Source organism: Agrobacterium larrymoorei (genome assembly GCF_037722385.1).
Lineage (GTDB): Bacteria > Pseudomonadota > Alphaproteobacteria > Rhizobiales > Rhizobiaceae > Agrobacterium > Agrobacterium larrymoorei_C.
This window is the reverse complement of record NZ_JBBKAQ010000001.1, coordinates 373,218-397,679: the sequence shown is the minus strand read 5'-3', so window position 1 is coordinate 397,679 and position 24,462 is coordinate 373,218. Positions and strand designations below refer to the sequence as shown.

At 58.8% G+C, this 24,462-nt stretch carries 21 protein-coding genes; 14 read left to right on the top strand and 7 right to left on the bottom strand.

Going from position 1 to position 24,462, the window contains the following annotated elements:
- The first annotated feature begins 276 nt into the window (after positions 1-276).
- A complete protein-coding gene (fumC, locus tag WKI41_RS01760) occupies positions 277-1,668 on the top strand; it encodes a class II fumarate hydratase (protein ID WP_340191815.1) in 1,392 nt (463 codons plus the stop codon).
- Between the two features lie 265 nt (positions 1,669-1,933).
- Positions 1,934-3,004, top strand: a complete 1,071-nt coding sequence (locus WKI41_RS01755; protein WP_340191814.1) for a GGDEF domain-containing protein — start codon at positions 1,934-1,936, stop codon at positions 3,002-3,004.
- Positions 3,005-3,049: 45 nt separating this feature from the next.
- On the opposite strand, the gene WKI41_RS01750 is transcribed toward WKI41_RS01755, so the two are convergent.
- Genes WKI41_RS01750 through WKI41_RS01740 form a run of 3 tightly spaced genes read right to left on the bottom strand, consistent with a single transcriptional unit; the run spans position 3,050 to position 5,917 of the window.
- Positions 3,050-3,658 (bottom strand): pyridoxamine 5'-phosphate oxidase family protein, encoded by a 609-nt coding sequence (locus WKI41_RS01750; RefSeq protein ID WP_340191813.1) that lies wholly within the window; start codon positions 3,656-3,658, stop codon positions 3,050-3,052.
- Between the two features lie 37 nt (positions 3,659-3,695).
- Positions 3,696-5,513, bottom strand: coding sequence for a monovalent cation:proton antiporter-2 (CPA2) family protein (locus WKI41_RS01745; protein ID WP_340191812.1), 1,818 nt, complete (start codon positions 5,511-5,513; stop codon positions 3,696-3,698).
- 35 nt (positions 5,514-5,548) lie between these two features.
- Positions 5,549-5,917, bottom strand: coding sequence for a gamma-butyrobetaine hydroxylase-like domain-containing protein (locus WKI41_RS01740; RefSeq protein WP_340191811.1), 369 nt, complete (start codon positions 5,915-5,917; stop codon positions 5,549-5,551).
- A gap of 190 nt (positions 5,918-6,107) precedes the next feature.
- Here WKI41_RS01740 and moaA point away from each other — a divergent pair, with 190 nt between their 5' ends.
- From moaA to mobB, 5 genes are all read left to right on the top strand, one after another.
- Positions 6,108-7,097: a GTP 3',8-cyclase MoaA gene (gene moaA, locus WKI41_RS01735; protein WP_340192292.1), complete on the top strand. Its 990-nt coding sequence runs from the start codon at positions 6,108-6,110 to the stop codon at positions 7,095-7,097.
- Positions 7,098-7,242: 145 nt separating this feature from the next.
- Complete coding sequence (locus tag WKI41_RS01730; protein WP_340191810.1) at positions 7,243-8,145, top strand: DMT family transporter; 903 nt, start codon at positions 7,243-7,245, stop codon at positions 8,143-8,145.
- Positions 8,142-9,368, top strand: coding sequence for a Bcr/CflA family efflux MFS transporter (locus WKI41_RS01725; RefSeq protein WP_340191809.1), 1,227 nt, complete (start codon positions 8,142-8,144; stop codon positions 9,366-9,368). Before WKI41_RS01730 ends, WKI41_RS01725 begins: the two co-directional genes overlap by 4 nt.
- Positions 9,365-9,997, top strand: a complete 633-nt coding sequence (gene mobA / locus WKI41_RS01720; RefSeq protein WP_340191808.1) for a molybdenum cofactor guanylyltransferase MobA — start codon at positions 9,365-9,367, stop codon at positions 9,995-9,997. Before WKI41_RS01725 ends, mobA begins: the two co-directional genes overlap by 4 nt.
- The gene (gene mobB, locus WKI41_RS01715; RefSeq protein WP_340191807.1) at positions 9,994-10,515 is read left to right on the top strand and encodes a molybdopterin-guanine dinucleotide biosynthesis protein B; all 522 of its coding nucleotides are present in this window, start codon (positions 9,994-9,996) and stop codon (positions 10,513-10,515) included. The genes mobA and mobB overlap by 4 nt, the downstream gene beginning before the upstream one ends.
- A 52-nt stretch (positions 10,516-10,567) precedes the next feature.
- Here mobB and WKI41_RS01710 read toward each other — a convergent pair whose 3' ends face one another.
- Entirely contained in the window at positions 10,568-12,124 is a 1,557-nt protein-coding gene (locus tag WKI41_RS01710; RefSeq protein WP_340191806.1) for a peptidoglycan DD-metalloendopeptidase family protein, read from the bottom strand.
- A gap of 346 nt (positions 12,125-12,470) precedes the next feature.
- On the opposite strand from WKI41_RS01710, the gene WKI41_RS01705 reads away from it, so the two are divergent.
- From WKI41_RS01705 to WKI41_RS01675, 7 genes are all read left to right on the top strand, one after another.
- A complete protein-coding gene (locus WKI41_RS01705) occupies positions 12,471-13,406 on the top strand; it encodes a LysR family transcriptional regulator (protein WP_340191805.1) in 936 nt (311 codons plus the stop codon).
- A gap of 127 nt (positions 13,407-13,533) precedes the next feature.
- Positions 13,534-14,013: a formate dehydrogenase subunit gamma gene (locus WKI41_RS01700; protein ID WP_340191804.1), complete on the top strand. Its 480-nt coding sequence runs from the start codon at positions 13,534-13,536 to the stop codon at positions 14,011-14,013.
- Entirely contained in the window at positions 14,010-15,566 is a 1,557-nt protein-coding gene (locus tag WKI41_RS01695) for a formate dehydrogenase beta subunit (protein WP_340191803.1), read from the top strand. Before WKI41_RS01700 ends, WKI41_RS01695 begins: the two co-directional genes overlap by 4 nt.
- 4 nt (positions 15,567-15,570) lie before the next feature.
- Positions 15,571-18,453 (top strand): formate dehydrogenase subunit alpha, encoded by a 2,883-nt coding sequence (fdhF, locus tag WKI41_RS01690; RefSeq protein ID WP_340191802.1) that lies wholly within the window; start codon positions 15,571-15,573, stop codon positions 18,451-18,453.
- Between the two features lie 9 nt (positions 18,454-18,462).
- Positions 18,463-19,287 (top strand): formate dehydrogenase accessory sulfurtransferase FdhD, encoded by an 825-nt coding sequence (gene fdhD, locus WKI41_RS01685; protein WP_340191801.1) that lies wholly within the window; start codon positions 18,463-18,465, stop codon positions 19,285-19,287.
- Entirely contained in the window at positions 19,277-19,612 is a 336-nt protein-coding gene (locus tag WKI41_RS01680) for a formate dehydrogenase subunit delta (protein WP_340191800.1), read from the top strand. The genes fdhD and WKI41_RS01680 overlap by 11 nt, the downstream gene beginning before the upstream one ends.
- A 186-nt stretch (positions 19,613-19,798) precedes the next feature.
- Positions 19,799-21,451, top strand: a complete 1,653-nt coding sequence (locus WKI41_RS01675; protein WP_340191799.1) for an OFA family MFS transporter — start codon at positions 19,799-19,801, stop codon at positions 21,449-21,451.
- A gap of 76 nt (positions 21,452-21,527) precedes the next feature.
- Here the strand turns inward: WKI41_RS01675 and WKI41_RS01670 are convergent, their stop codons facing one another.
- From WKI41_RS01670 to serS, 3 genes are all read right to left on the bottom strand, one after another.
- Complete coding sequence (locus WKI41_RS01670; protein ID WP_340191798.1) at positions 21,528-22,181, bottom strand: protein-L-isoaspartate(D-aspartate) O-methyltransferase; 654 nt, start codon at positions 22,179-22,181, stop codon at positions 21,528-21,530.
- Positions 22,178-22,954, bottom strand: a complete 777-nt coding sequence (gene surE / locus WKI41_RS01665; RefSeq protein WP_340191797.1) for a 5'/3'-nucleotidase SurE — start codon at positions 22,952-22,954, stop codon at positions 22,178-22,180. The genes WKI41_RS01670 and surE overlap by 4 nt, the downstream gene beginning before the upstream one ends.
- Positions 22,955-23,093: 139 nt before the next feature.
- Positions 23,094-24,377, bottom strand: coding sequence for a serine--tRNA ligase (serS, locus tag WKI41_RS01660; protein WP_340191796.1), 1,284 nt, complete (start codon positions 24,375-24,377; stop codon positions 23,094-23,096).
- Positions 24,378-24,462: the final 85 nt, after the last annotated feature.

The following is a 24,462-nucleotide window of genomic DNA, read 5'->3' as shown; positions in this document are numbered from 1 at the left end:
TAATTTTTGGCAGGAATAGTTAAATTTCTCTTTAATTTCGAAGCATTGCAGCAAGATGTTTTTTCATCTGACAAGCCCGCAGCGCCATGGAATTGTCGGTTTTTGCGACGTTACCCAAAAGTCACGCCAATCGACTTTCGAATCTGCAGCAAAAAGCTGGTGCCCCGCGGTGAGTGAGGCTTTCCAGAGTTGCAGGATGGCTCTATATGTCGGCCCGCGCGCAAGACGAGCATAAATGCCACCTTGTCACCGGAACACTATGGAGAGGCACCCACGATGACAGCCACACGCACGGAAACCGATACTTTTGGCCCGATCGAAGTCGCCAGCGATCGCTACTGGGGCGCGCAGGCCCAGCGCTCGCTCGGCAATTTCAAGATTGGTTGGGAGAAGCAGCCGACCTCCGTCATTCGTGCGCTCGGCATCGTCAAGCAGGCAGCGGCACGCGCCAATATGGCGCTGGGCGGTCTCGACGCGCAACTCGCCGAAACGATCATCAAGGCGGCTCAGGAAGTCATCGAGGGCAAGCTGAACGAGCATTTCCCCCTTGTCGTCTGGCAGACGGGTTCCGGCACCCAGTCCAACATGAATGCCAATGAAGTGATCTCCAACCGCGCCATCGAAATGCTCGGCGGCGTCATGGGCTCGAAAAAGCCGGTTCACCCGAACGATCACGTCAACATGAGCCAGTCGTCCAACGACACCTACCCAACGGCCATGCATATCGCCTGCGCCGAGCAGATCGTTCATCACCTGCTTCCGAGCCTGAAGCATCTGCATGCCGCGCTCGACAAGAAGGCGAAAGACTTCGCCCACATCATCAAGATCGGCCGCACGCACACGCAGGATGCGACGCCGTTGACGCTCGGCCAGGAGTTTTCTGGCTATGCTGCTCAGGTTGCATCAGCAATCAAGCGCATTGAACTGACGCTGCCAGGCCTATGCGAACTGGCACAGGGCGGTACCGCCGTCGGCACTGGCCTCAATGCCCCTGTCGGCTTTGCCGAAAAGGTTGCCGAAGAGATTGCCACCATCACCGGTTTGCCTTTTGTCACCGCGCCGAACAAGTTCGAAGCACTGGCCGCCCATGACTCGATGGTTTTCGCTCATGGGGCGATCAACGCGGCTGCTGCCGCCCTCTTCAAGATCGCCAACGACATTCGCTTCCTAGGCTCCGGCCCGCGCGCTGGTCTTGGCGAACTGTCGCTGCCGGAAAACGAGCCCGGCTCGTCGATCATGCCGGGTAAGGTCAACCCGACGCAGTCCGAGGCACTTACTCAGGTTTGCGCACACATCTTCGGCAACCAGGCCGCGATCACCTTTGCGGGATCGCAGGGCCACTTCGAGCTCAACGTCTACAATCCGATGATGGCCTACAACTTCCTGCAGTCCGTTCAGCTTCTCGGCGATGCAGCCGTTTCCTTCACCGACAACTGCGTTGTCGGTATCGAAGCGCGCGAAGACAACATCCGTAAGGGCGTGGAGAACTCGCTGATGCTGGTGACCGCACTCAACACCAAGCTCGGCTACGATGCCTGCGCCAAGATTGCGAAGACGGCGCACAAGAACGGTACGACGCTGCGTGAAGAAGCGGTTGGCGGCGGATATCTGACGAATGAAGAGTTCGATCAATACGTCCGTCCGGAGAACATGATCGGCCCGAAGTAACGACAAGGGTCCGACACCGGAACTCGCCCGTTGTCGGACCCGCTGCCCTATTTCTGTTTATTCTGAAATGCTGTTTGCAGACATTAATTTTCGTAGATAAAATCTTTGGCAGACGGTAACTGGATTCCGAGTTCTCGCGCGATTCTCGGAGAAGGCTACGCCGGAGAACATGCCGACTTTTTCATGCAGCATCGACAATTGGTTGGGGAACTATTGTTGAGGCGCGTCGGCCACAGCAAAGAATGGGACGATCTGGGGACACATCATGAGTACGGGACCAACACAAACCATGCCCGGCGCCGACGTGGCGAGCCAGATTATGCACGCCATGCGCAACATGGGTATCTCGCCCATTCCACGCAATTACAATCTGTTTTACGAAGCCTTCATCGGATCCAATCCTGCGCTGTCCAAAGAGTTGCTGCAGCTTGGTAGCAAGGTGACCCAGGAAGAGCTGGACGAACTCGGCGCCCGCTACTTCAACCACAGTCACAGCAAGATCATCGAGACGGTTCATGAGAAGCTGCATCTTGAGTTGGAGGCCTTGCTCACCGTCCTGAAGCATGAGCAGTCAAGCCTTGAAAAGTACAATCGGGTGCTCGACGAAACGCGCGAGCGCATCTCGGTCAAAAGCGCGACAAGCACCTCGCTTGTCGGGGCAGCTATCGCGATCCTGTCTGAGGCCACCGGAAACAAGATCGCCCAGGGTGAGAACAGTTCCAAAGACTTGGACCGACATGCTCAAGAGATGCAACAGGTTCGTCTGGAATTGGATGAATACAAGCGCATCGCCAATACGGATTCATTGACCCGTCTGTCGAACCGCCGAGCTTTCGACGAAAAGCTCGCTTCGACCTATGATACCAGCTTCGGACTTCACCTTTCGTCCTTGATCCTGCTGGACATCGATAACTTCAAGCGTGTCAACGATACCTATGGCCATCCCGTCGGAGACAAGATTCTCGCAAGCGTGGCTTCGGTTATCCGCAAGTCGGTTCGAAAAGATATCTTCGTGGCTAGAAACGGCGGCGAGGAATTCGCCATCATCGTCGATAACATGAATGCCGACGAAGTGCGGGACATGTGTGAGCGTATCCGCATCTCGCTGGAAAAGACCCCATTCAGAAACTCGAAGACCGGCGTGGATTACGGCCAGATCACCGTTTCCGTTGGTTATGCCATGGCCTCTCAGGCGCAGAACCCCGTGGAACTCTACGCGCATTCGGACGTCGCGCTCTACACTGCGAAGACGTCCGGAAGAAACCGTACGGTCATTTTCGAAGACGGCATGCAGAAGAACGCCTCATCCAAAAGCTGGCTGATCTACCGCACTTAACCGCAGCACTTGGCAGAACAGCACGCGCCTCAAAGGCATGCGCCTTCACCACATGGTTTTTGCCGCCCGCTCGGGCCACTCCTTGTCATAGGTTTCCTTGTCGAAATCCGCTTTCGCGGCCTTCAACAGCGTACCGGGTGTCGGCAGCGACGCTGGATCGACATAGTTTTCAGGATTCCACAGCTCAGAACGAATCAACGCGCGGGCGCATTGGAAGTAAACTTCGTCGATAGTGACGACCGTCACCGTGCGCGGGTTTTTCCCGTCCATCACGAAGCTCTCCAGCAGCGCCGGTTCTGCCGAGACCACCGCCTTGCCATTGATGCGCATCGTGGTTGTTGAGCCGGGCACAAGGAACATCAGCGCCACGCGCGGATCGCGCACGATGTTCATGAGTGAGTCGACGCGATTGTTACCTCGCCAGTCCGGCAGCAACACGGTTTTCTCATCTTGAACCCGAACAACACCGCCCTTATCGCCGCGCGGCGAACAGTCCATTCCCTCTGGCCCGACCGTCGCCAGTGCCAGGAACGGCGCGGCTTCGATCATCTTGCGGTACTCGGGCGTGAGAGATGACGTGACCTTGACGAGCGACGCTTCGGAGCAACCGTCGTAAATTGCCTGCAATTCCTCAACGGATCGAATAATTCCCATGGACACTCCCTCCCCTAGCCTATCTTTCCAGAATCCGTCAGCCGCTGGCCTCTGCCACTTCACGTGCTTCGCGATCCGCGCGCTCGCGCGCTGTTCTCGCAGCCACGAGATCGGCAGGGGAAGCATTGCCGCGTATGAGCGACCGGCCCGCGTAAATGCCACCCACAACTTCGATGGCAAAGCGTTCGACATCCACATCTCGAAACTCTTCCACAAGCCGCTCGGCAGTGTCCCGTTCTTCGCCAACCGAGGTCAGAGCCTTTTGCGAGAAATCCAGTGCCGATTCATAGGTCTCGCGGATCTGATAATCGACGCCCGCCTTGACCAGATCGATCGCGTGACCGCGGTCAAAGGCGCGTGCCAGAACCGGCACCAGCGGAAACTCATGCTTGACGATCTCGGCGATGCGGATCGCAGCCTCCTTGTCATCGACACAGATCAGCACGGCGCGTGCGGTCCCTGCCCCGGCAGCGTGCAGGATCTCGGAACGTGCACCGTCGCCGTAATAGACCTTGAAGCCGAACTCGGCGGCATCGCGGACGAAGTCCGCGTCCTTGTCGATCAAAGACAGTGTATAACCACGCGCGAGTAGCGGCTGGCTGACGATCTGACCGAAGCGGCCGAAACCGATGATGAGGATGCTGCCCTCGACATTTTCAGGAAGCTCCAGACCATCTGTATTGGGCTTTGCCGCTGGCATGATCCGGTCATGAGCAATGACCATCAAAGGCGTCAGGATCATCGAGATGATGATCATCGCCGTCAGCACCGCATTGGTTTCAGCATCCAGAATCCCGGCAGCGGACGCAGCGGAATAGAGTACGAAGGCAAATTCGCCGCCCTGCGCCATCAGCACGGCGCGTTCGATCGCCTCGCGCTGACAGGTGCCGACGAGTCGGGCCACACTGTAAATCAACAGCGCCTTGACGAACATGTAGGCAATGACGCCGATGACGACGATCTTCCAGTTGGCGGCAATCACCGAAAGATCGATGGCCATTCCGACGCCGAGGAAAAAGAGCCCCAGCAGGATGCCGCGAAACGGCTCGATATCGGCTTCCAACTGATGACGAAACGAGGATTCTGAAAGCAGGACACCCGCAAGAAAAGCGCCCATTGCCATAGAGAGCCCACTGACCTGCATCAGCAGCGCCGATCCGAGAACAACAAGCAGGGCTGCTGCCGTCATCACCTCACGCGCGCCGGAAGAGGCCAGTAACCGGAACAGAGGATTGAGCAGGTAGCGACCGGCAAAGATGAGCGCGACGGTAGCCGCCAGAGCGATACCGATCGAGGAGAGACGCTCCGTCATGGTCACTTCTTCGCCGCCGCTGCCTAAGAAGGTCACAAGCACCAGAAGTGGAACGATAGCCAGATCCTCAAACAGAAGGATGGCGATGATCCGCTGCCCTTTCAGCGTCGAGAGGCTATTGCGCTCCTGAAGCATCTGCATGACGATAGCGGTGGATGTCAGCACGAAACCCGTGCCCGCGACAAAGGACGGGATGACGGGATAGCCGAACGCCACACCGATCATCGTCAGTCCGCCTATACAGACCATCACCTGAAGCGCGCCAAGACCGAATATGTCCTTACGCATCGACCACAGTCTCGACGGCTGCATTTCAAGACCGATGATGAAGAGAAACATCACCACGCCGAGTTCTGCTATGTGGATGATGGCCTGCGGGTCTGAAAAAGCGCCTAGGCCGAAGGGGCCGATAACGAGGCCTGCTGCGAGATATCCAAGAACCGAGCCGAGACCGATGCGCTTGAAGATGGGTGCGGCCACTACGCCGGCGGCCAGCAGGACGACCACCTGGGCCAGATCATTCGCATTTCCCTCGACGGCCAAGTGTCACCTCTATGTTCAAATCATATGCAACTTCCCTAACGGAACCGCGGCTCCCTGCTCAAGCCTTTTTCCGCAAGTTCCTGTTCGTAAGCGTGGAACAGTGCGTCGCCCTTTTCGCCCAATTCCTGAAGGTAGCGCCATGTGAAGATGCCACTATCATGCCCGTCATCGAAAGCGATGCGCACCGCATAGTTGCCCGTCGCAACCACGTTACGGATCGCCACATCTCGCTTTCCCGGCACAGTGACCTTCTGCCCCGGGCCATGGCCCTGAACTTCCGCAGACGGAGATAGGACCCGCAGCATTTCGGCGGCGAGCGTGTAAGAAGCACCATTGTCGAACACGACGGTCAGGTACTTGCGATCCGTAGAAATCCGTAACTCAGTGGGCCAGGCTTCACTCATGTTGATTTCCGTCGCGTTAGAGGCAAGGAACAACTATGGCCTTGTCGGTTTAGAGGCAAGACATTACATGTTGTGACAGAACGATCCCCAGATCCAACCGCGCAAATTACATGAACATGGAGAGATCGGCTTGAACAGCGTTCTAACGCATCTCGGGCAAACCCAAGCAATCGCTCAAGCTGATGGGCCCATGATCGACCCCTTCGGTCGGGCAGTCACCTATTTGCGTGTTTCGGTAACCGATCGGTGTGATTTTCGCTGTACTTATTGCATGTCGGAGCACATGACCTTCTTGCCGAAGAAGGACCTGCTCTCGCTCGAGGAACTGGACCGTCTCTGTTCCGCCTTCATCGCCAAGGGTGTGCGCAAGCTGCGCCTGACAGGTGGTGAACCTCTTGTGCGCAAGAACATCATGCATCTCATCCGCAATCTCGGTCGCCATGTCAAAGCGGGCCGGCTGGATGAGCTGACGCTGACCACCAATGGGTCGCAGCTCGCCGCTCATGCGACTGAACTTTACGATTGCGGCGTACGCCGCATCAATGTGTCGCTGGATACGCTGGATGCCGAGAAATTCCGTCAGATCACGCGGTGGGGTGATTTTTCCAAGGTAATCGCAGGCATTGACGCCGCTCTTGCAGCGGGCATCAAGATCAAGCTCAATGCCGTAGCGTTGAAGGACTTCAACGAGCACGAGATCCCCGAGCTGATGGGTTTCGCCCACGCGCGCGGCATGGATTTGACCGTTATCGAAACCATGCCGATGGGCGAGATCGAGGAAGATCGCACCGACCGCTACTTGCCGCTTTCTGAGCTTCGTTCTTCGCTTGAAGAGCGCTTCACGCTGACCGACATTCCCTTCAAGACCGGTGGCCCCGCCCGCTACGTCGGGGTGAAGGAAACCGGTGGACGGCTGGGCTTCATCACACCGATGACGCATAATTTCTGCGAAAGTTGCAATCGCGTGCGCGTAACCTGCACCGGCACGCTCTACATGTGTCTAGGTCAGGACGATGCGGCGGATCTGAGAACGCCGTTGCGAGCCTCGGATGGCGACGCGCTTCTGTCGCAAGCGATCGACGATGCAATCTTGCGCAAACCCAAGGGCCACGACTTCATCATAGATCGGGATCGCAAGCGGCCTGCTGTCGCCCGGCATATGAGCGTCACCGGCGGCTGATCTTTCTCTCAGCTTATTATTTGATACCCTTACATTAAATGGATTGAATTCGATCGCTGCCCATGTCACGACTTGATATGGGAGGAGTGAACGGAGTCGCTCGCTGCGGAAGATCACTTAGCGACGTCGTTCTTGGGATCACATCATGGCATTGACGGACAATACGCGCGGAGCGCTGCTCATGGCTCTCGCGATGGCAAGCTTCACGATCAACGACGCTTTTACCAAGTCCGTCACACCCTACATCAATACCGGACAAATCCTCTTCGTTCGCGGCGTGATGACTTGCGTGCTGGTTTATGTGATCGCGCGCCACATGGGCGCGCTGCGCCCTCTGAAAACCATGCTACGGCCCATCATTCTCCTGCGTTGCCTTTGCGAGGTCGCTGCTTCCATTCTCTATCTCAAGGCACTCAGCCTGATGGAATTTGCCAATGTGGCGGCCATCATGCAGTCGCTGCCGCTTGCGGTGACCCTTGGTGCGGCGCTCTTCTTGAAAGAGCCTGTGGGTTGGCGGCGCTGGACGGCCATTCTCGTGGGCTTCCTTGGCGTCCTTGTCATTTTGAGGCCCGGTCCGGAGGGTTTCACCTCGGGTGCACTTCTGGTGTTGGCGGCGATGTTTGTTACTGCAGGACGCGATCTTTTGACCAGGCGCATGTACACGGATGTCCCCTCTATGGCCGTGACCATGACGACAACCGTCGTCAATACCCTGTTCGGTGCAGCTCTGATCATGCCATTCGGTGGCTGGCAACCGATGAACGCCTATGTCTGGTCGCATCTCATCGCGGCCGCCTTCCTCGTTGTCATCGGCTATCAGGCAGTGATCACGGCGATGCGCAGCGGCGACATCTCCTTCGTCGCACCGTTTCGCTATACCAGCATGATTTGGGCCTTTTCGATCGGCCTTTTCTTCTTCGGTGAGCATCTGGACGTATGGACATTGGCAGGCACGGCCATCATCGTCGCCTCCGGTCTCTACACGTTCTATCGCGAAAGCAGGCGTCACCGTGCACCGATCGCCAAACAGGCAGTGGGTATCGAATGAACAAGGCGCGTTTTCTTGATCGCTCGACCCCGCCGCATGTGATGACGCTTGTCCTAGTGGCAGGCGTCGCCGCGCTCAGCATGAACGTGTTCCTGCCCTCGCTTGCGGCCATGTCGATCTATTTCGGCACCGACTACGCCGTGATGCAATTCGCCGTCTCAGGCTACCTTGCCGCCACCGCCTTGCTCCAGCTTGTAATCGGACCGCTTTCCGATCTCTTCGGGCGTAGGCCCGTGATGCTCGTCAGTATCCTGCTGATGATCGTTGCCACACTGATCTGCACCTTCGCGCCCAACATCACCGTCTTCATGATCGGCCGCGTTCTGCAGGCGGCGATCGCATCGGGCTTCGTGCTGGCGAGAGCTATCGTCCGCGATATGGTACCCGCCGAACAGGCTGCATCGATGATCGGCTACGTTACCATGGGCATGTCGGTGGTTCCGATGATCGGTCCTACGGTCGGCGGCTTTCTCAATGATCTCGCTGGCTGGCAGGCCAGCTTCGCCTTTGTCGGCCTGTCGGCAGTTACGGTTCTGCTGCTGGTCTTTTTCGATATGGGCGAAACAAACCAGCAAAAGTCGGCAAGTTTTGCCGCACAGTTCAAAGCCTGGCCACAGCTTCTCCGCTCCACCCGCTTCTGGGGATACGCACTGACCTGCACGCTATCGTCAGGCCTGTTTTTCTCCTTCCTTGGCGGCGCGCCTTTCGTCGGCAGCGTGCTTTATGGTTTGATGCCGGCAGTGCTAGGCATGCAGTTCTTCTTCATGGCGACAGGCTACATGTTGGGCAACTTCGTCTCTGGTCGCTATGCCAGCCGGATCGGCATTCCGGTGATGATGCTGGCCGGAAACGTCATCGCCCTGGCCGGGATCGTCATTGCCTACCTGCTGCTCCATCTCGAGCTAGATAGTCACTACGAGTTCTTCATCCCGCTTGCCCTCATCGGCGTCGGCAACGGCGTAACGCTGCCAAGCGCCAATGCGGGCATGGTCAGCGTCCAGCCGCATCTGGCAGGTTCGGCCTCTGGTCTCGGCGGGGCGCTGACGATCGGCGGTGGGGCAGCGCTTTCCGTGATCGCCTCCTCTCTGCTCTCAGAGGAAGCTGGCACGACGCATCTCCTCCTCGTCATGCTGGTCAACGGCGTGCTGGCCGTGGCGACAAGCGCCTACGCAGGCAGACAGGAACGCCGTCACGCGCAGCATCTGCTAAGAGGCAAGGCATGACCGACACGGCACGCAAGCTCCCCGGCCTCATCCTGGCAGGCGGTCTTTCCCGGCGTATGGGTACGAACAAATCCCTGTGCCCCTTTGGTGAAAGGCAACTTCTCCACCACGTTATCGAAAAGCTTGCACCGCAGGTGTCGGCGCTGGCGCTCAACGCGGGCGGCGAGTGGGGCAAAGCTTTCGATCTACCTCTTGTGCCCGACACCAAGATTGGTCACGCAGGACCGCTTGCCGGCATTCTCGCTGGTCTGCAGCACTTTAGAGCTCACTCATCAGGCATAAGCCACATGCTGACAGCGCCCTCAGACAGTCCGTTTTTTCCAGATGATCTTGCCTTGAGGCTCATGGATCATGTGCCGGACGAGAACACCATCGTCATCGCAGCATCGAAGGGTCAGGTTCATCCGGTCTTTGCTCTCTGGCCGCTCGCGCTTGTGGAGGATCTGGAGCGATGGCTGGCAGATGATGATAACCGTCGAATCCGCAGCTTTCTGGCACGCCACCCCACCATCGGCGTCTCCTTTCCGCCAGTGGAAAGCGCCACAAGTTCAATCGATCCGTTCTTCAATATCAACACCCCGGAAGAGCTTTCGCAGGCGCAAACCTTTCTGAAGAGCCTTGTCCCATGACGCATCAAAAGGTCTTCGGCATTTCCGGCTGGAAAAACTCTGGCAAGACCGGGCTTGCCGTCCGCATCGTCACAGAGTTGACCGCGCGCGGCTACCGGGTGTCCACCATCAAGCACGCGCATCATGATTTCGATATCGACAAGGTGGGGGCGGATAGCTGGCGTCATAGACAAGCCGGTGCGCATGAAGTCACGATCGTGTCCGGTACGCGCTTTGCCATCATGCATGAGTTGCGCGGCGCATCCGAACCCTCTTTCGAGGAGATCCTCACGCGGATTGCACCGTGCGATCTGGTTCTGATTGAAGGTTACAAGTACGAACCCGTGCCAAAGATGGAGGCTCGCCGGAGGGAAGCAGCAAAGACCGAACCACTGGCGCCAAGCGATCCACACATCATCGCGATTGCTGCGGATCACGAAATCCCGGACAGCACCCTTCCCGTCTTCAATCTCGATGATACGGCCCGCATCGCCGACTTCATCGAGGCGACTGTTGGCCTAGAACGTCCATCAAAATGAAAAAGCCGGGCGTTGCGACCCGGCTTTTCCTTTTACCTTGATACGCAAAACACTATTCAAGGAAAGAAGATGGGTTCACCGGCGTTGCATCCTTGCGGACTTCGAAGTGAACCTGTGGACGCTTTGCACTGCCGGTCATGCCCGATGTTGCAATCGTCTGACCGCGCTGAACCTTCTGACCGCGCTGGACATCCAGATTTGCAGCGTTGCCGTATACGGTCACCTTGCCGTCGTCGTGGCGGACGAGAACCGTGTTGCCGAGCTGCTTCAGGCCGTTGCCAGCATAGATGACCACACCGTTTTCAGCAGCCTTGATCGGCGTGCCTTCCGGAACGGAGATGTTGATGCCGTCATTGCGGTTGCCATCGACATTCTCGCCAAAGCCGGAGATGACGGCACCGCGGACCGGCCAGCGATACTTGCCGATGCCGGTGGATTCCGGTGCGATAGACGCGACGTCAGACTTCTTCTCGACATCGCTGACACTGGCTTCGGCAGCAGGTGCTTTCGGCACCTCTGTCTTGGCGACTGGTGTCTCGACAGCCTTCGCAGCAGCGGCAGGTGCAGCAGTCTCATGTGGCTTGACCGAAGCGGTCTTGATGCCGTCCGTCGCGGCGGCCGGAATGGTCAGCGTCTGACCAATTCGGATATTGCCGTCTGGAATGTTGTTGGCGGCCTTCAGGTCGGCAACGGAAACACCGTTCTCGCGGGCAATCTTGGCAACGCTGTCACCCGGCTTGACCTTGTAGCCGCCGGTTGGCGGCAGCGGCTTGCCGCCTGGAGGCGTCAACTTGCCGGTCTCGGACGAAGCCTTGTCGCGAGCAGCACCATCGGCGGGTAGAACCGCAACATTCTGCTCCTGACCACGGGTGGGAGCCGGGGCGTTGTTTTTGCTCAGATCGATATTGTCGGACGCCGCACGGGCGGCGTTGCGTGTCTGACCGAAGCGCGGAATGACGATCGACTGGCCAGGACGCGCAGCAGATGCAGTCTTCAGGCCGTTCGCCTCAAGCAGTGCCTTTTCCGGCACGCCGTAGCGCCTGGAGAGCGTGGCGATAGTCTCACCGGAATTCAGCGTGACCGAGGAGGCACCTTCCGTGTGCCAGCCGTTATTGTCACGCTTCACTGAGCCCGTCGACAGCGTATCGGCGCTATTGCTTGCAGGCACCCGCGCCGAAGCCATGGAAGGCGCGCGGTTTGCGGTTGCAGACGGGAATGGCTGCGCCATGGCGTCGCTTCTCGTCGCGGGATCGCGGCTTGCGGATGGCGACGGAGCGGAGAGTTCGGCGCGTTGAACAGGGGCAGAAGACGATGCAGCACGAGCCATCGATGGCTGGACCGAACCATAGCCACCATTCGAAGCCGGATAAGGCTGGTTCATGGCGGTATTCTGGTTTCCATAGCCGCCCTGCGGAGCGGCTGCGTAACCGCCACCATTCATATCAGCCTGGGGAACGGGCGCCTGACCGTAGGCACCGGCGCCGTTGCGCTGAGGAATGGACGCAGTCGTCATCTGGTCCGTATTGTTGCTGGAAAAGAGTCCGGAGAAGCGTGTCGCGTCCGAGCTGCAACCCGTTGCGACGCTTGCCAGCAATGCCGCTGCGAACATCTTTGCGATTGATTTTCCGATTTTAGGCGAATGACTCATACGCATGACTCGATCTACACTGACGCAAACGCCGCATCGGAACCGATCCGGCTGAACAAACACTTGCAAGGCCCCTCTTCCGAAACGGAAAAACCATGCGTCGATGAGATGATTAAAGCGCGTTAGTGTTACCACGCCGTTAAAACGTTAAGCTCTTCGGATATTTTTTGACAATTCGATAACCATGCCGATCTTGGCGATGTCTGGTGAGGAACCCGTGCGCGCGTCCCGCACTGGTTTGGCCGGCCTCTATGAGTTGACCGCGACCCCTGATCCGCGTCAAACGGAAATGGAGGGGAGAACCATCATGATCGACAAGCTGGAATTTTTCATCGCTCTGGCCCGCGCCGAACATTTCGGTCGGGCGGCCGAAGAGTGCGGCATCTCTCAGCCGACGCTCTCGGCAGCCATCCGCCAGCTTGAGGATCAATTGGGCGTCGTGTTGGTGGTGCGCGGATCTCGGTATCAGGGGCTGACACCGGAAGGCCAACGCGTTCTCGAGTGGGCAAGGCGGATCGTCGGTGATGCCCGCACCATGCGCGAAGAAATGCGAGCCGCACGGAAGGGTCTCGCCGGGCACATCAGAATTGCGGTCATCCCCACGGCACTCGCCATGGTGCCGAGGCTGACCGAGCCGTTCCAGGCACGCCATCCGGACGTCACGTTCTCGGTTACGTCACGTACCTCATTGCAGGTTCTGAGCCAGTTGGAAAATCTCGAGATCGACGCAGGAATCACCTATCTCGACAATGAGCCGCTCGGTCGTGTCACGACCGTTCCTCTCTATTCGGAGCGCTATCACCTGATAGCAGCGGCTGGAACGCCACTTGCGGATCGCGAAATCGTGACGTGGAAAGAGGTCTCCGGTCTTCGGCTTTGTCTATTAACTCCCGACATGCAAAACCGCCGCATTATCAATACGCATATGGCGGAGGCTGGCGTGCAGGCCAAGCCCACCCTCGAATCGAATTCGATGATCGTCTTGTTTTCCCACATACGGACTGGTCAATGGGCGTCGATTATGCCGCGTAACGTTGCGGAATCCTTCGGTTTTCCGGAGCAAATTCGGATGATACCAATCTCCGAACCGGATGCCGAACACCTTGTCGGCCTTGTGGCTACCCACCGGGAGCCTCACACGCCTCTCGTTTCAGCGCTTCTGCATGAAGCAAGATCCCGTGCTGCAGCATCCGTTTTTGATAGAAATTTTCTATCGCACAACGGGACGTCTTTATTGACCTGACGGATGCATTCTCGCCATCCTCTTTAAAAGCCAGATTGAGACACACGTAATTTCCAAGCGGGGCTTCTTGGAGTCGCAGGGTCTGCAGAGAAATCCTCTGTCTGGCGTCGGTTTGGGAGGACTGACCATGAACATTCGAGCGGTTGCCAATACCGAGGCAAGCCGGATATCCGAGATTATCGATCACTGTCGCAGCTTGGAAGGGCCGATGCTGCCTATCCTGCACCAGGTGCAGGAGGAATTTGGATATATTCCGGAGAGTGCCAAACAACTGATCGCCTCTGCGCTCAATGTTTCGCGAGCCGAAGTACATGGCGTCATCACCTTCTATCACGATTTTCGCGACCACCCCGCCGGTCGCCACACTTTGAAGCTCTGTCGCGCCGAGGCCTGTCAGTCGGTGGGCGGCGATAGGCTTGCCGAGCGCGCGAAAGCAAGGCTCGGCCTCGACTGGCACGAAACCGCGCCCGATGGCTCGGTCACGCTGGAGCCCGTCTTCTGTCTTGGCCTCTGCGCTTCTGCGCCGGCTGCGATGCTGGATGGTGAGCTTTATGGGCGCGTCGATGAGCACAGTCTGAACGACATCGTGGCGGAGGTGAGCAAATGACGATCACCGTCTTCGTTCCCCGGGACGCGGCAGCACTTGCCGTGGGTGCCGACAAGGTGGCAGCAGCCATTGAGCGCGAAGCCGCTTCCCGCAGTCTCGATGTCCATGTTGTTCGTAACGGCTCGCGCGGCATGCTCTGGCTGGAAGTTCTGGTCGAGGTGCGCACCGATGAGGGCCGCTTCGCCTATGGCCCTGTCAGGCCATCGGACGTCCCATCGCTATTCGATGCCAATTTTCTAACCGGCGGCTCGCATCCGCTCGGGCATGGCCTGACGCAGGATATCCCGTTCCTTAAAAGCCAGACACGCCTCACCTTTTCCCGCTGCGGCGTCACCGATCCGCTGTCGCTCGATGACTACCGCCAGTATCAGGGCCTGACCGGCCTCGAAAAGGCGGTCACCATGGCACCTGCAGACATCGTCCGACAGGTCACCGATAGCGGTCTTCGCGGGCGTGGTGGTGCTGGTTTTCCGACCGGCATCAAATGGAAGACGGTCGCAGACGCTGTGGCAGATCAGAAATACATCGTCTGTAATGCCGATGAAGGCGATAGTGGTACCTTTGCCGACCGCATGATCATGGAGGGTGATCCCTTCGTCCTGATCGAAGGCATGGCGATCGCCGCAATTGCGGTCGGTGCCACCAAAGGCTACATCTACACCCGCTCCGAATATCCGCACGCCATTGCCATCATGGACGAGGCGATTAAGATCGCCCGCGCTGCTGGTATCCTCGGCCCCTCGGTGATGGGCTCGACTTACGCCTTCGACATGGAAGTGCGCATGGGTGCGGGTGCCTATGTCTGCGGCGAGGAGACCTCGCTTTTGAATAGCCTGGAAGGCAAGCGCGGGATCGTTCGCGCCAAGCCGCCGCTGCCTGCACTTCAGGGATTGTTCGGCAAGCCGACCGTCGTCAACAATGTCATGTCGCTGGCCTCCATTCCGGTAATCATGGATCGCGGCGCGCAGTTCTATCGTGATTACGGCGTTGGCCGTTCAAATGGCACGATCCCAATCCAGCTCGCCGGCAACTTGAAATATGGCGGCCTTTACGAAACCGCCTTCGGCATGACGCTTGGACAACTCGTCAATGATATTGGCGGTGGCACTATCTCCGGCCGTCAGGTCAAGGCGGTGCAGGTTGGTGGGCCACTCGGCGCCTATTTCCCGCCGTCGCTTTTCGACACGGTTTTCGACTACGAGGCTTTCACGGCCGCCGGCGGCCTGATCGGGCACGCGGGGATCGTCGTTTTCGACGACACCGTCGACATGCTGAACCAGGCGCGGTTCGCGATGGAATTCTGTGCGGTCGAGAGCTGCGGGAAATGCACACCTTGCCGAATCGGCTCAACGCGCGGTGTTGAGACTGCCGATAAGATCGCGCAAGGGATCGAGCCTGAAAAGAACCGACAGCTTCTGGCTGATCTCTGCAATACCATGAAGTTCGGCTCGCTCTGCGCGCTGGGCGGCTTCACCCCCTATCCGGTGATGAGTGCGATGACGCACTTCCCGGAGGATTTTGCACCCACCCCACTTGTTGAAGCGGCGGAGTGATACCATGACCCTTGTTCACGAAATCGACTACGGTACTCCGGCTTCCAAATCTACCGACATGGTGACCCTCACCATTGATGGTCGCGAGATCACCGTGCCCGCCGGCACCTCCATCATGCGCGCCTCCATGGAAGCGGGCATCCAGGTGCCCAAACTCTGCGCCACCGATATGGTGGATGCTTTTGGCTCCTGTCGTCTGTGTCTGATCGAGGTGGAGGGTCGAAACGGCACCCCCGCCTCTTGCACCACGCCGGTTGCCCCAGGCCTCGTCGTCCATACACAGACGGAACGGTTGAAGCAGATCCGAAAAGGGGTGATGGAGCTCTATATCTCCGACCACCCGCTCGACTGCCTCACCTGCGCCGCCAATGGCGACTGCGAGCTGCAGGACATGGCAGGCGCAGTGGGCCTTCGCGATGTGCGCTACGGCTATGAGGGCGACAACCATGTGAAGGCGCGCTCTTCCGACGGCGGCCTCAACGCGCAGTGGATGCCGAAGGACGAATCCAATCCGTACTTCACCTATGATCCGTCGAAGTGCATCGTCTGCTCGCGCTGCGTGCGCGCCTGCGAAGATGTGCAAGGTACGTTCGCGCTGACCATCGAAGGCCGCGGCTTTGACAGCCGCGTCTCGCCGGGCGCGCATGAAGCCTTCCTCGATTCCGAATGCGTCTCCTGCGGCGCCTGCGTGCAGGCCTGTCCAACCGCGACCTTGACGGAAAAATCCGTCATCGCCATTGGCCAGCCGGAACATTCAATGGTCACCACGTGTGCCTATTGCGGTGTCGGCTGTTCCTTCAAGGCCGAGATGCGCGGCGAAGAACTCGTTCGCATGGTGCCGTGGAAGGATGGACAGGCAAACCGCGGCCACTCTTGCGTCAAGGGTCGCTTTGCCTATGGCTACGCCAGCCACAAGGACCGAATCCTCAATCCGATGATCCGCGAGAAGATCACCGATCCCTGGTGCGAAGTGACGTGGGAAGAAGCCTACGCCCACGTCGCTTCCGAATTCCGTCGAATCCAGACTCAATATGGACGGGAATCCATCGGAGGCATCACCTCCTCGCGTTGCACCAATGAAGAAACCTATCTGGTGCAGAAGCTGATCCGCGCTGGCTTCGGCAACAATAACGTCGATACCTGCGCACGCGTCTGCCATTCGCCAACCGGCTATGGTCTCGGTCAGGCCTTCGGCACCTCTGCAGGCACGCAGAACTTCGACAGCGTCGAGCATTCCGATGTGGTGCTCGTCATCGGCGCCAACCCCACAGACGGCCACCCGGTCTTCGGCTCTCGCCTGAAGAAGCGGCTGCGCCAAGGTGCCAAACTCATCGTCATCGACCCGCGCCGTATCGATCTGGTTCGCACACCGCATGTGGAAGCGGCCTTCCATCTGCCGCTGAAGCCGGGGACCAACGTCGCCGTGCTGACGTCGCTCGCGCATGTCATCGTCACCGAAGGCCTGTTCGATGAAGCCTTCATTCGCGAACGCTGCGACTGGTCCGAATTCGAAGACTGGGCGTCTTTCGTTTCAGAAGACGAGCATAGTCCGGAAGAAACTGAAAAGTTCACTGGCGTTCCGGCAGCAGAGTTGCGCGGCGCGGCTCGTCTTTTCGCACGCGGCGGCAATGGCGCCATCTACTATGGCCTCGGCGTCACCGAACACAGCCAGGGCTCGACAACCGTCATGGCAATTGCCAACCTCGCCATGGCAACCGGCAATATCGGTCGGCCAGGCGTCGGCGTGAACCCGCTGCGCGGCCAGAACAACGTGCAGGGCTCATGCGATATGGGCTCCTTCCCGCACGAGTTGCCTGGCTACCGTCATATCTCTGACGATGCGACGCGTGAAACCTTCGAGAAGCTCTGGGGCGTGACACTCAACAATGAGCCGGGTCTGCGCATCCCCAACATGCTGGATGCCGCCGTCGAAGGCTCGTTCAAGGGCATTTACATCCAGGGCGAAGACATTCTGCAATCCGATCCCGATACCAAGCACGTGTCTGCCGGTCTGGCTGCGATGGAATGCGTCGTGGTCCACGACCTCTTCCTCAATGAGACGGCAAACTACGCCCATGTCTTCCTGCCGGGATCGACCTTCCTCGAAAAAGACGGCACCTTCACCAACGCAGAGCGCCGCATCAACCGCGTGCGCAAGGTGATGAGCCCGAAAAACGGGTATGCCGATTGGGAGGTGACTCAGAAGCTCGCCCAGGCAATGGGGCTTGATTGGAACTACGGCCATCCGTCGCAGATCATGGATGAGATTGCCGCGACCACGCCAAGCTTTGCCAGCGTCTCTTATGACTATCTGGAGAAGAATGGTTCTGTTCAGTGGCCTTGCAACGAAAAATTCCCGTTGGGCTCGCCGATCATGCATGTCGACGGTTTTGTCCGCGGCAAGGGTAAGTTCATCCGCACCGAATATGTGGCAACCGATGAACGAACCGGTCCACGCTTCCCGCTGCTGCTGACGACAGGTCGTATCCTCTCGCAGTACAATGTTGGCGCGCAAACCCGACGCACCGAGAACGTCGTCTGGCATGAAGAAGACCGGCTTGAAATTCATCCACATGACGCCGAACAACGCGGCATCAAGGAGGGTGACTGGATCAAGCTTGCCAGCCGTTCGGGTGACACGACGCTTCGGGCGCTGATCACCGATCGTGTGGCACCGGGCGTCGTCTACACGACGTTTCATCACCCGGACACCCAGGCCAATGTCATCACCACCGACTTTTCCGACTGGGCGACCAATTGCCCGGAATACAAGGTGACGGCGGTTCAGGTCTCACCGTCCAATGGTCCTACGCAATGGCAGGAAGAGTATGAAGAACTTTCCCGCCAGTCGCGCCGAATCGTGGCAAAACTCGACGCGGCGGAATAGGATCGGAGGATGGAGCAGAAACCCAGCCGAACGATCGATGAATGGCGCTTCCGACAGGGTCTTATGGAGACAGGCCGCCGCATCGTTCCGGAAGAGGTGCCCGTTGCTTTTTCCTATGGCGGCTCGACGCATGCCGTGATGATGGCAACGCCGGTGGATCTTGTCGACTTCGCCTACGGTTTTTCGCTGGCGGAGGAGATCGTGACTTCAGCGGATGACATTCTCGATGTCGATCTGGTTGAGGCCGGTCGCGGGATCGATGTTCAAATCACGCTGAAGGACACGACGGCTGATGCTCTTGTGGCGCGCCGCCGCCGCATGGCAGGACCGGTCGGCTGTGGTCTTTGCGGGATCGAATCGATCGAGCAGGCAACCCGCACCGTCGCCAAGGTTAAGAACCCCTCCGTCCGACTGATGCCTCGGCAGATCAGCGAAGCTATCCGTCTGCTCGGCGAAGGCCAAAGCCTGAACCGCGAAACGAGAGCCGTCCATGGCGCGGGATTCTACAGGCCCGAGAGCGGCATCGTCGCGGTGCGAGAGGATGTGGGGCGCCACAATGCTTTGGACAAGCTGGCAGGCGCAATCCTTCGTTCCGGGCGACCGGCAGCAGATGGGGTCGTGGTGGTGACAAGCCGTCTGTCCGTTGAGATGGTGCAAAAGACTGCGCTGCTTGGATGTCCGGTTCTTGTTGCGATTTCTGCACCGACGGCGCTGGCCATCGAGACGGCAGAAGACGCCGGCATCAGCTTGATCGGCATTGCCCGCGGTGATGAATTTGAAGTGTTTACCAGACCGGACCGTCTGGCCTCGGGGGAGAACAGCCATGTCGCTTAGTCACACAGATGAGAAGCTGGTTCGCATGGCAAACCAGATCGCGACTTTCTTCATCTCGCAGCCGAAGGACGTGCAGGTGGAAGGCGTGGCGACGCATATCAATAAGTTCTGGGAGCCGCGCATGCGGCGACGCTTCTTCGAGATGATCGACAATGGCGCAGACGGCTTCCTGCCGCTCGTCATCGACGCCTCCACGAAAATCAAACGACCCGACGACCCCACGACGCAGGCGGTTGGTCTGGGCGCGGATGCGGCGAGAGGTGCACCGGGAGGCAAAGGTCCGATAGCCGGGGAGTCTCTGTCGGAACCCAGCGTTCCTTCTTGAGCGGCGTGATCTTACGCTGAGGGCATACCCTGTTCGGTACGCCTAACGCGATGAGGTCGAAACATCTCTTCGGAAGACCGGTCAATGATCAGCCCGGCCTTCCATCCTTCTCTTCGGTGCCCCTCATCGCATTGTGAGTGGATGCACTCGAAATAATCATGACATTCCAAGAGGGAGGTATTGTCGATGGCAGTTGCAGGCGTAAGCGGGGGAGGCATGGCGGGGGCCGGTCTTCTTGATCGAGAACGAATTATCGCCAAACCCGGTTTCAATCGCTGGCTGGTTCCGCCAGCGGCACTGGCAATCCATCTGTGCATTGGCATGGCCTATGGCTTCAGCGTCTTTTGGCTGCCCTTGTCGCGAGCCCTTCCTGCAACCGATCCGAGCTGCTCGAGCCTGACGCTTGTCGGCGCACTCTTCACCACCGCCTGCAACTGGCGCGTGGCGGACCTTGGGTGGATATACACGCTCTTCTTCGTTCTCCTTGGCTGCTCGGCTGCGATCTGGGGCGGATGGCTGGAACGCGTGGGTCCGCGTAAAGCCGGGTTCGTCTCCGCCTGCTGCTGGTGTGGCGGCATCCTGGTCGCGGCAATCGGCGTCATGACCCACCAGTTGTGGCTCATGTGGCTCGGTGCGGGCGTCATTGGCGGCGTAGGCCTTGGCCTGGGTTACATTTCGCCTGTCTCAACGCTGATCAAGTGGTTCCCGGACCGCCGCGGCATGGCAACCGGCATGGCCATCATGGGCTTTGGTGGCGGCGCGATGATTGGCGCTCCGCTTGCCAATCTTTTGATGGGTTACTTCAAGACCGATACCACCGTCGGCGTCTGGCAGACCTTCGTCGTCATGGCGCTGATCTACTTCGTTTTCATGATGGCTGGTGCTTTCGGCTACCGCATCCCGCCCGCCGGTTGGCGCCCGGAAGGCTGGACGCCGCCCGCTGCAAAAAGTGCGATGATCACCACACGCCATGTGCATCTGCGTGACGCGCACAAGACGAAACAGTTCTGGCTGATCTGGGCGGTTCTTTGCCTTAACGTCTCTGCGGGTATTGGCGTGATTGGCATGGCCTCGCCGATGCTGCAAGAGATCTTCGCTGGATCTCTGATCGGTGCGCCCGGTGTTGCCTTCGCGGAACTCGACGCCGCACAGAAGGCGCAGATTGCGGCGATCGCTGCTGGTTTCACCGGGCTTCTGTCGCTCTTCAACATCGGTGGCCGCTTCTTCTGGGCGTCGATGTCGGACAAGATCGGCAGAAAGAACACGTATTTCTGCTTCTTCATTCTCGGCATCGTGCTCTATGCGCTGGCACCGACACTTGCTCTGATGGGCTCCAAGGCTCTCTTCGTCCTTGCCTTTGGCATCATCCTGTCCATGTATGGCGGCGGTTTCGCTACCATTCCGGCCTATCTCGCCGACATCTTCGGCACGCAGTTCGTCGGCGCGATCCATGGTCGTCTGCTGACGGCCTGGGCAACGGCCGGCATCGTCGGTCCCGTCGTCGTCAACTACATCCGCGAAGCGCAGATCGCCGCTGGCGTTGCGCCTGGTCCGGCGCTCTACACCAGCACGATGTATATTCTTGCCGGAATGCTGGCGCTCGGCCTCATCGCCAACGCCTTCGTCAAACCGCTCTCCGACAAGTGGTTCATGTCGGATGAGGAAGTCGCTTCCCTTCAGGCCAAAACCGCTGCTGCCAATGCCGGGCCAACGGGTTCCTTCGGCATCGGCAAGGGTGGCCTCGATGGCAAGGCAGCCCTCGCATGGGCCGCAGTCGGCCTGCCGCTACTGTGGGGCGTGTGGGTGACGCTGAAGAGCAGCTTCGCGCTGTTTGGGTAATTCGCCAAGGACGTCAAAGACTATAAGAGCTGGCGCAAGTCGGCTCTTTTTTTGTGCGGTCAATGCAATGGACATTTTAGAGATAAGTCGCGATGTGCGATTCGATCGGCAGATACGGCGTCTCGAAGAGTTCTTCGCGCTCGAAGCGGCTGCCAGTCTTGGAGAAACGGGTCATGACGCAACGACCATCCTCGAGAATGATCGGCGCAATCATCATGCCACCTGAGACGATCTGCTCGGTGAAGAAGCGCGGCATGGCAGAAAAAGCAGCGGTAGAGACGATACGGTCGAAGGTGCCCTCGCCGACGAGGCCGTTGGAGCCGTCAGCCTGGCGGATCACCACATTGCGGATGCTGAGATCATCCATGCGGTTCTGTGCAGCTTGAACCAGCGTCTTGTAGCGCTCAACCGAGAGCACGCGCTCTGCCCGTCGTCCAAGTACAGCCGTCATGAAGCCGCTGCCGGTGCCGATTTCAAGCACGCGCTGGCCGGGCTTGACCTGAAGCCTCGAGATGATCTTCACCGCCATGTCGGCGCCTTCCATGAAGGCCCCGCACTCGATCGGAATGGTGCGGCTGGAATAGGCGTCCGCTGCAAGCGGTGCCGGCACGAAGAGGGAGCGCGGCGTCTGCTCCACGGCGGTCAGGAGATCGAGATCGGAAATACCTTCGGCCCGCAACCTCAAAACGAGAGCGGCAAAGCCTTCTTTCTCCACCATGGGGGATTTCAATCGTTCACTCCGAATCCAAGTGCCTTGGCGATCCGATCCTTGACCGTGTAGTCGGTCAGGTCAAGCTTGAGCGGCGTCACTGAAATCTTGTTGTGCTTGACGGCATGAATATCGGTGCCTTCCATGAAAGTACCGAGACGCTCACCGAAGCGCAGCCAGTAATAGGGAAGGCCGCGGCCATCCTGGCGCTGCTCCACCATCATCCCGAAATCGAGCTTGCCCTGCCCAGTGACGCTGACGCCCTGCACATCTTTCGGTGCGCAATTGGGGAAGTTGAGATTGAGGAATGTGCCGTCGGGCAGGTCGATCTCGCTCAGCTTGCGGATGAGATCCGGCGCGTAGGATTCGGCAACCTCCCAAGGCACGACCCGCTCGGCAGTGCCGGTATAGGCGTAAGCCTGGCTCAGCGCAAAAGAACGCACGCCCTGCAGTGTGCCTTCAATAGCGCCGGCGATCGTACCCGAATAGGTCACGTCATCGGCCATGTTGGCTCCGGAATTGACGCCGGAGAGAACGAGATCGGGCTTACCAGGCAGAACTTCGCGGATACCCATGATCACGCAATCGGTCGGCGTGCCGCGAAGCGCATAGTGTTTGTCAGAGATTTTGCGCAGACGAAGCGGCTCGGAAAGCGTCAGCGAGTGGGCAAGGCCGCTCTGGTCGGTTTCCGGTGCAACGATCCAAACGTCGTCGGAGAGCGTGCGGGCGATGCGCTCAAGCGCGGCCAGCCCCTCCGCGTGAATGCCATCATCGTTGGTCAGCAAAATCCGCATGGTCTTCTCCCTCATCCGTCCATTCTACAGCGCACTTCACCTGTCCCCGTCCAGCAGGAAGGCCGGCGGGACACACGTTCTCCTCCCGGAGCAAAGCTGATGTCCCCCGTGCCAGAGGCGCGGGAGGAGATGCTGTGGCTCAGGCTGCCTTTTCGATCCGCTTCAGGCCACCCATGTAAGGCAGCAGCACGTCCGGGATGGTCACCGAGCCATCGTCATTCAGATAGTTTTCCAGAACCGCAATCAGGCAGCGCCCGACGGCCGTGCCAGAGCCGTTCAGCGTGTGAACGAACTTCGTCGCCTTATCACCCTTGCCGCGATAGCGCGCATCCATGCGCCGTGCCTGGAAGTCGCCGCAGACGGAGCAGGACGAGATTTCGCGATAGGTGTTCTGGCCGGGCAACCAGACCTCGAGGTCGTAGGTCTTGCGCGCACCAAAACCCATGTCGCCGGTGCACAGCGTCATGGTGCGGAAATGCAGGCCAAGACGCTTCAGCACTTCTTCGGCGCAGGCCGTCATGCGTTCATGTTCGGCGATGGAGCTTTCCGCGTCGGTGATCGATACGAGCTCGCACTTCCAGAACTGGTGCTGGCGCAACATCCCGCGCGTATCACGACCGGCAGAGCCCGCCTCGGAACGGAAAGACGGGGTAAGCGCAGTGAAGCGAAGCGGCAGCTTCTCCTGTTCCAGGATTTCACCGGCGACCAGGTTGGTCAGCGTCACTTCGGCCGTCGGAATAAGGTACCGACCATCCGTCGTCTTGAAGAGATCTTCTTCGAACTTTGGAAGATTGCCCGTGCCGTAGAGCGTTTCGGCGCGCACCATCAGCGGCGAGGACACTTCCGTATAGCCATGCTCGCTGGTGTGCAGGTCGATCATGAACTGTCCGAGTGCACGTTCCAACCTTGCGATCTGACTGGTTAGCACCGTAAAGCGCGAACCCGAAAGCTTCGCCGCACGGTCGAAATCCATGTAGCCAAGCGCTTCGCCAATTTCGAAATGCTCCTTGGCTTCGTGGTTCCAGCCAGGCTTCTGGCCGACGACGCGGGTCACGACGTTGTCGTTCTCATCCTTGCCGACCGGCACATCGTCCAGCGGGATATTGGGAATGCGAGACAGGGCATCGTTCAACTGGGTGGTGACCTGACGGTCTTCCTCTTCCAGCTTGGGCATGCTGTCCTTGATGTCGGCAACTTCTGCCTTCAGCTTCTCCGCAAGCTCAGCATTCTTCTGCGCCATCGCCGCACCGATTTCCTTGGAGGCTGTGTTGCGGCGGGATTGCATGTCCTGCAGGGTCTGGATAACGGAGCGGCGCTTCTCGTCGAGCGCTATCAGGCTCGCGGACTGAGGTTCGGCTCCGCGCTTGGCCAGCGCCGCATCGAAAGCTTCAGGGTTATCGCGTATCCGTTTAATATCGTGCATCGTGGTTCCAGACCGTGGTTTTACGTCTTTGCTTGTTGAAAAACAAAACGCCGGGGCAAATGACCCGGCGTCTGAAGAAAGAACT

Coding starts and splice junctions, on each gene's coding strand:
- fumC (WP_340191815.1), top strand. CDS start 277: ATGACAGCCACACGCACGGAAACCGATACTTTTGGCCCGATCGAAGTC.
- WKI41_RS01755 (WP_340191814.1), top strand. CDS start 1,934: ATGAGTACGGGACCAACACAAACCATGCCCGGCGCCGACGTGGCGAGC.
- WKI41_RS01750 (WP_340191813.1), bottom strand. CDS start 3,658: ATGGGAATTATTCGATCCGTTGAGGAATTGCAGGCAATTTACGACGGT.
- WKI41_RS01740 (WP_340191811.1), bottom strand. CDS start 5,917: ATGAGTGAAGCCTGGCCCACTGAGTTACGGATTTCTACGGATCGCAAG.
- moaA (WP_340192292.1), top strand. CDS start 6,108: ATGATCGACCCCTTCGGTCGGGCAGTCACCTATTTGCGTGTTTCGGTA.
- WKI41_RS01730 (WP_340191810.1), top strand. CDS start 7,243: ATGGCATTGACGGACAATACGCGCGGAGCGCTGCTCATGGCTCTCGCG.
- WKI41_RS01725 (WP_340191809.1), top strand. CDS start 8,142: ATGAACAAGGCGCGTTTTCTTGATCGCTCGACCCCGCCGCATGTGATG.
- mobA (WP_340191808.1), top strand. CDS start 9,365: ATGACCGACACGGCACGCAAGCTCCCCGGCCTCATCCTGGCAGGCGGT.
- mobB (WP_340191807.1), top strand. CDS start 9,994: ATGACGCATCAAAAGGTCTTCGGCATTTCCGGCTGGAAAAACTCTGGC.
- WKI41_RS01710 (WP_340191806.1), bottom strand. CDS start 12,124: ATGTTCGCAGCGGCATTGCTGGCAAGCGTCGCAACGGGTTGCAGCTCG.
- WKI41_RS01705 (WP_340191805.1), top strand. CDS start 12,471: ATGATCGACAAGCTGGAATTTTTCATCGCTCTGGCCCGCGCCGAACAT.
- WKI41_RS01700 (WP_340191804.1), top strand. CDS start 13,534: ATGAACATTCGAGCGGTTGCCAATACCGAGGCAAGCCGGATATCCGAG.
- WKI41_RS01695 (WP_340191803.1), top strand. CDS start 14,010: ATGACGATCACCGTCTTCGTTCCCCGGGACGCGGCAGCACTTGCCGTG.
- fdhF (WP_340191802.1), top strand. CDS start 15,571: ATGACCCTTGTTCACGAAATCGACTACGGTACTCCGGCTTCCAAATCT.
- fdhD (WP_340191801.1), top strand. CDS start 18,463: ATGGAGCAGAAACCCAGCCGAACGATCGATGAATGGCGCTTCCGACAG.
- WKI41_RS01680 (WP_340191800.1), top strand. CDS start 19,277: ATGTCGCTTAGTCACACAGATGAGAAGCTGGTTCGCATGGCAAACCAG.
- WKI41_RS01675 (WP_340191799.1), top strand. CDS start 19,799: ATGGCAGTTGCAGGCGTAAGCGGGGGAGGCATGGCGGGGGCCGGTCTT.
- surE (WP_340191797.1), bottom strand. CDS start 22,954: ATGCGGATTTTGCTGACCAACGATGATGGCATTCACGCGGAGGGGCTG.
- serS (WP_340191796.1), bottom strand. CDS start 24,377: ATGCACGATATTAAACGGATACGCGATAACCCTGAAGCTTTCGATGCG.